This window comes from Belnapia mucosa, assembly GCF_016775475.1.
Classification (GTDB): domain Bacteria; phylum Pseudomonadota; class Alphaproteobacteria; order Acetobacterales; family Acetobacteraceae; genus Belnapia; species Belnapia mucosa.
Map to the genome: position 1 here is coordinate 1 of NZ_JAEUXJ010000054.1, position 6,198 is coordinate 6,198.

Consider the following 6,198-nt stretch of genomic DNA (forward strand, 5'->3'; position numbering starts at 1 on the left):
CAGTTCACTCCAAACGAATGCCGAAGCTACTTCACCGCCGCAGGCTATGAGCCCGAATGATCGGATGCTGCTCTAGCAGGCGTTACGTGCAGGGCCAGAAGATGGCCCAGCGTGTCGACCGCTAGGTGCAGCTTGGAGCCCCGCTTGCGCTTGACACCGTCATAGCCCGACCTCGCGCCACTCTCCGATGAGGACCGCAGCGTGCGGCTGTCCAAGATGGCAGCACCGGGCAAAAACCCGCGGAAATGTGAATTGTAGCATCTACGACAATCTTGTCAGATCGGAACGGCTACAGAGTTGATTGTCGCTTGTCTTGCTTCAAGACAAGGCACCTTGCCCCAGGCGTCATCGCCTGGGGTTCTTTTACTTTGCAATGAGCCCTCTCTGCTTGCGCTCTATCACGTCTTAAGACTGGTCTCGAATGTGATCCGGGCGGCGCCGCCGCTTCCGCTATGCGCATGCTTATGAAACGGATCGCCGGCCTGTCCCTGCGCCTCCGCGGCGCCATCCCCGCCGCCCTCTGGACCTGGGGGCTCCTCTGGGTCCTGGCCACGGCGGCCATCCTGTTCGGCATCACCCGGCTGGACCATCCGCTGGCCCTGCTGCTGCGCGAACGCACCACGCCCTCGCGCGAGGCGATGCTGCTGGTCCGGCTGCCGGAGGCGATCGCGGCCGTGGCGATCCTCGGCACCGTCGCGCTCGGCGCCTGGCATCTCGGCCGGGCGCGGCTGCGGGGCGCCTGGCGCATGGCCTTCTTCGCCGGGCTTGGCCTCTGCATCGCGCTGGCGGTGAAGTCGGAGCTGAAGCCGCTCTTTGGCCGGGTGGCGCCGGAGGCCTGGTTCCGGCACCAGAGCGCGCCCTTCCGCAATTTCCACCTGCTGCATCCAGGCAGCTTTCCCTCCGGCCATATGGTCGTGCTGGGCGTGCTGGCCGCCTTCGCCTGGCCGCTCGGGCTCGCGGCGCGGCTCGTCACGGTGCTCGGCTGCCTCGCGACCGGGGCGGCGCTGATGATCGTGGAGGCGCATTACCTCACCGACTTGGCGGCGGGGCTGCTGCTCGGCGCCAGCATCGGCGTGGCCTGCCGGGCGGCCGCGCGGCGGACAGACCCGGTAGCTTCGTCGTAGCCGTACAGCGACAACGCTTTGCCCATCGTTTGACCCCCATCGCGGTCTTGTTCCGGCACAATCGCTACCGTACACTGTAGCGGTTGCTACCAGGGACCGGTGGGGGCTGCATGATCGAAGATTTGGTGATGCTCGCCTTCCTGTTCCGGACGGCCTTTAACGTTGGGTTGATCGAAGCGGTCCACATCCTGCCCCCGCTCGCCGCCTTGCTGATCTTCGATGAAGGCTTGCGGATCTGATCACGCAGCCACCCCACAGCAGGGTATTGTCACGTTGTTTGATGGCCAAGCGAGTTTTGCCGCAGGACGGAGCTTGCGGGACATCACGCCGCCATCTGGGCGCATGTCTCCTGTCGCCAGATCCGGAAGGCTTTCCGCGCGAACGGCGGTACTGATCGGCGGTCATCAGGTGCCGCTGTGGATGGAAGTGGCCATAGATCATCGCGTGCGCGGAGAGGAATCGCTGGGCTTGCCCGGGTGACCTGAAGCGCTGCATCTGGCGTTCTCGTAACGTTCTCGACGTCGCGTCGGCCTGTGGGAGTTCTCGACACGATTGTTGAGGTAGCGGCTGGTCCGATGCTGCACACCGGGCAGGACCTCTCGCTGCGCGACACCGTAGCTGCGGAGCCCGTCGGTCACGATCCGCCGCGGCTTGTACTGGAGGCCGACCAGCAGGTGTCTGAAGAAGCGTTTGGCAGCCGTGGCATTCCGCCGCTCCTGCACGAGGATGTCGAGCACCACACCGTGCTGGTCGACCGCGCGCCAGAGATAGAAGAACTCGCCGTTGATCTTCAGGTACACTTCATCCATGTGCTAGGTGTCGCCGGGCGTGGATCGGCGCTTGCGCAGCCTGACCGCGAAGTCCGCGCCGAAGCGGAGGCACCAGCGCCGGATGCTCTCGTGGCTGACCACCACGCCCCGCTCGGCCAGGATCAGCTCGATATCGCGCAGGCTCAGGCTGAACTGATGGTAGAGCCAGACGGCATGGTGGATGACCGCAGCCGGGAAGCGGTAGCCGGGGTAGGTGGTGGGGCTCGGTCGACATCCAACCACCCTGGCCCGACCTCTTCGTTCCGGCCAGTGCTCAACGACGTGACAATGCCCTCCAGGGACGAGAGGATCTCATCTCGATCCCGCAACATCATCTACAGGTTGATAGTAATGGGCAAAACACACTCAAATGCGAGGCTTGCTCAACATTCTGCGGCCGGCTGTCGGCCTGATCCCCTCAAGGCGGCCTACCGGTAAGGTAATCCAGAAGTTGCTTTGCAAGGCGAGGAAATCGGTTTTGCGTAGCGTATCCCTTGGACTCCGAGAGCCTCATCGCCTGTGAGCTGCCGATCTCGGTATGGCCTACTTTTCTGCCGAGATCCCCAGTACCGGAGCTGCGACCTCGTTCCAGCTCTCGGCGCAGGCGGCGCCACAGCGGTGCACCCAGCCCGGCAGCACTGCCGAGGTAAATAAGGCGCGGATCGCCGCCCGGCTCGCCGCGCTCTCGCCGACGCGCTGCATCCGGCTCGACTCAGCAGGGCATCCCGGCCGGCCTGACAAACATGCCTCGCCCTCATCCCGCAGCGTCTTCGCCGCCCGCCGCATGCGGTCCTCGAGTCGCCGTATGCCGTCGCGCAGCGGCGCGCGCACCGCCTCCGGCAGCGTAGCCCATCGGTCCCCGTGGGCGGTGAGGAAGGCCATGGGCCAACCGATCGGCACGGTGGAGACATGGCCGGTGACGCGGGTCAGGCCAACCATGCTGGCCGGCAGTGCCCCGACCACCGCGCAGTCCAGTTCTGCCCGTCGGAAGCCATCGACGGTCCGATCGAGCTCTAGCACCACCGGGACGGCCCCGAGCGCGAGGATCAGGTCCGACTGGTTGACCGAAGCGACACGTATCCTTCGCCCGGCCAGGTCGAGCAGGCTGGCGAAGGGGTGGTTGCAGAACATCAGCTGCGGCGGGCGGACAAACATCGCCAATAGCTCAATTCCATAGCGCTCCCGCAAATGGGCAGCGAGCCAGGGGCGCCACAGCTCGGCAGTGCGATGCTGACCTGCCTCGTCTTCCGCGAGGAGGGGCAGGTCGGCAACGCCAAACTCAGGCACGCTGAGGGTAAGGGAGCCCACCTCCAGCGTGCCGAAGGACACCACCCCATTCCGTATCACCGTCAGCATCTGTTCTGCGGTGATGCCGAGGCTGCTCCCGGTTTGCAGCGTCACAGTGGCGCGGCCCCCGGTCAGCGCCGGCACCTCCCGCAGCCAGAAGGGCTGCTCGACGGCGTCGAACTGAGGGCGCCCCATGAAGCCGCTGACGACACGCAGGTTCAGCGGTTCCTCGGCCGCCGCCGGCACCGCGAGGGCGAGGGCGAGGGCGAGGCAAAGCGCCATCGTTACCGACCGCAGCAAAGCCTGTTTCCCTCGCAGCAACAGAGCTTGGCCGAAATCGGGGTTGGAGCGTGAAGCAGGCTGCGCATAAGCCAGCCATAGCAAACGAATCGGAACGGCATCTATAGCTTTCACTGCACGTGTTTGCGTCAGATCACGCCCCCACCAACATAGAGGACGTTCGCCATTCATCTATACTTAAATATCCATTTGTGGTGAATGCGCTCTCAATCTCCGAATGACGATAGTTCTGCCCTGAACAGGGCCACCCTGGACTTGCCGAAGGTGATTGTAGCGACGGCGCATTCCGCACTCGCACAAAGCATGTTAAAAAGTTGTAAGAGAGGCTGGTCCGCCTCCGGAGCCGCTGCGGCGCTATGTTTGGATCTATCTTCTTGGCCATGGGTCATGCAGTTGCAGATATCCTGCGGCAAGCAGCCCTAATCGCTGTCGTTCCATTTGTGCTCGGAGCCGGACCTGCTGTGGCTGAAGAGGTTGCGTCCCACCATCTCCGGATTGTGGGCGGACTTGGTGGGGTCTCGCAGTATCGGGAATACGAGGAGCCATTCTGGACCAAAGAGGTGCGGCGCCTGACCGGCGGCAGGGTCGAGGCGGAGATCGCGCCCTCGGATCGCAGTGGTATTCGCGGCACTGACATGCTGGGGCTCTTGCGGCTCGGCGTTGTGCCTTTTGGCACCATCACCCTAGCCGTTGCCGCCAGCGACGATCCGGAGCTGAGCGCCATGGATCTGCCGGTGCTCAATCCAGATATTGCAAGTCTGCAGCAATCACGGGACCTGCTACGGCCTCGCCTGGAAATGCTCCTGCGGGAGCGTTACAATGTGCAGCTGCTGGCAGTTTATACCTACCCGGCGCAGGTGATGTTCTGCCGAGAACCATTCACCGGCCTCGCTGGCCTTGCCGGGCGGCCGATCAGGGTCTCCTCTGTCGGACAGGGTGAGGTTATTGAAGCGCTCGGCGCCACGCCGGTCGTGGTTCCCTTTGCGGAGATCGTCAGCGCGATCGAACACCGCGTGGTGGCATGCGCCATCACCGGGAGCCTGTCAGGCAACGCGCTTGGGCTGCACTCGGTGACGTCGACGATGTCACGGCAGGCAGTTAGTTGGGGCGTCTCCCTTTTCGGCGCCAACATCAACGCCTGGAATGCGCTGCCGGCAGAGGCGCGAATGCAGATCCAGAGGGGGCTGACGGCCTTGGAAATGAGGATTTGGCAGGCCGCTGAGCGTGAGACCGAAGAGGGTTTCGCATGCAATGCCGGTTTGCCTCAATGCGTTCGTGGCAAGCCCGGCCGCATGGTGATCGTCAACGATGCGCACCAGGACCAGCAGCTTCGCGTTCGGCTTTTGCGCGAGGTCGTGCTACCCAAATGGATCCAGCGTTGCGGCGAGGAATGCGTCACGGTCTGGAACCACTACATGGCACCAGCACGAGGTATCACGGCAGTTACGGAGTAATCTCAGCTTCTAGCTTCTTTAGGGTTACCCCTTCCGCTATGGCACCGCACGGCTTCAGCCCAACAGAAATCTCGAAGGGTTACGAGTGGACGAGGTGACTTCCCTACTGACCCGGCATCAATGGCGGGAGGGGGATGTGGCGCTGCTCGAGACCACAGCAACTCGGCTGGGGGTGCGGGTGCAGGAACCAGCAGGCGACGACTGGCCAAGCTAACCAGCGCCGCTGCTGGTGCGGAGCGCTTGGCCGGACGAAAGCCACCGTTCTCGGGCCTGACATCGCCATGGCGACGATAGCCAACCTGTCGAGGCCGCGAGCCTACGGCGGCTTGGTCTGTAACCTGGGCGCGCTTCAGCTACCGCATTGCGACAGGTTCGGTTTGAAGTCGCGGGGAAAGGCTTGAGACGGGCCGACCATGATCGTGGCCCAGTCGGAGACTGCTGATGGCATGGAGTAGATCGGTATCCAGGAACGGCTTCACCACCAGACGCTCCCAGGATCGCAGTGGATACTCGTCAAAGGCTCTGGAGTTACCGGTGATGAAGGTGATGGCAAGTTGAGGCAGCCGCCGGAGTGCCTGCCCGGCGAGAGCCTGACCGTTGAGGCCTGGGCCAAGGTTGAAATCGGTGACCATGATGTCGGGCCGGCAAAGGCCGCGATCCAGCAGGGCGAGAGCTTCAGCGGCATCCGCCGCTTGCGTGCAGGTGTATTCTTCATCCTCCAACAGTTCACAGACCAGCATCCGGATCAGCGGCTCGTCCTCGACAACCAAAACCCGCATCGGTCCCCCCTCCGGCCGCACGGCTTCCCCAAGCCGCTCAACTTATGCATTAGCTATGGCCGCTAAGATCCCGAAATCGCTTATTACGTGTCCGTGATCGATGAGGTTCTACGCCAGCACCGCGTGAGCGTGTCTGATTTGCAACAATCTCTGTTGCGCCATCCGCGCCAACACTGTCGCAGGTATGGAGCGGCGGCACGGGGGGGGGATCGTCGCCGTTTCTGGGCCACGGTGTCCCTAAAGGCTTTCGATGCCGCGAGTGGTGAAGCCGAGCCGGCACCAAAGCGGCGCCCTGTCGGTACGTAATGGCCGCGTCGATTTCTCTAAGACCCCGTTTGAGAATGGCTACGGGTGAGCGACACGGCGGCGCAGGAGCGCGCCGAGACTGACGCGGATCATGGCTTCGCTGACGTCGCAGCGGCGCTCGTAGTCACGGACGAGGCGG

The 6,198-nt window shown here is 63.6% G+C and carries 5 protein-coding genes and 2 pseudogenes; 3 read left to right on the forward strand and 4 right to left on the reverse strand.

All coding sequences use genetic code 11. The features are described 5' to 3' along the window. Positions 1-74: 74 nt before the first annotated feature. Positions 75-230: pseudogene (locus tag JMJ55_RS30125) on the reverse strand (transposase); the annotation flags it as partial. Between the two features lie 234 nt (positions 231-464). Here JMJ55_RS30125 and JMJ55_RS30130 point away from each other — a divergent pair. Together JMJ55_RS30130 and JMJ55_RS31860 are read left to right on the forward strand one after the other, a co-directional pair. Beyond that, on the forward strand, positions 465-1,124 hold the full coding sequence (locus JMJ55_RS30130; protein ID WP_202829300.1) for a phosphatase PAP2 family protein: 660 nt from the start codon (positions 465-467) through the stop codon (positions 1,122-1,124). Between the two features lie 110 nt (positions 1,125-1,234). Next, positions 1,235-1,363 carry a hypothetical protein gene (locus tag JMJ55_RS31860; RefSeq protein WP_268885453.1) on the forward strand — a complete coding sequence of 43 codons (129 nt, stop codon included), beginning with the start codon at positions 1,235-1,237 and terminating at the stop codon, positions 1,361-1,363. A 136-nt stretch (positions 1,364-1,499) separates the two neighbouring features. Here the strand turns inward: JMJ55_RS31860 and JMJ55_RS30135 are convergent. After that, positions 1,500-2,176: pseudogene (locus JMJ55_RS30135) on the reverse strand (IS6 family transposase); the annotation flags it as partial. Between the two features lie 300 nt (positions 2,177-2,476). After that, positions 2,477-3,691: a TRAP transporter substrate-binding protein DctP gene (gene dctP / locus JMJ55_RS30140; RefSeq protein WP_202829301.1), complete on the reverse strand. Its 1,215-nt coding sequence runs from the start codon at positions 3,689-3,691 to the stop codon at positions 2,477-2,479. A 290-nt stretch (positions 3,692-3,981) separates the two neighbouring features. On the opposite strand from dctP, the gene JMJ55_RS30145 reads away from it, so the two are divergent. After that, the gene (locus JMJ55_RS30145; RefSeq protein WP_202829302.1) at positions 3,982-4,974 is read left to right on the forward strand and encodes a TRAP transporter substrate-binding protein; all 993 of its coding nucleotides are present in this window, start codon (positions 3,982-3,984) and stop codon (positions 4,972-4,974) included. A gap of 353 nt (positions 4,975-5,327) precedes the next feature. Here the strand turns inward: JMJ55_RS30145 and JMJ55_RS30150 are convergent, their stop codons facing one another. Next, complete coding sequence (locus JMJ55_RS30150; protein ID WP_202829303.1) at positions 5,328-5,753, reverse strand: response regulator; 426 nt, start codon at positions 5,751-5,753, stop codon at positions 5,328-5,330. Positions 5,754-6,198 lie beyond the last annotated feature (445 nt).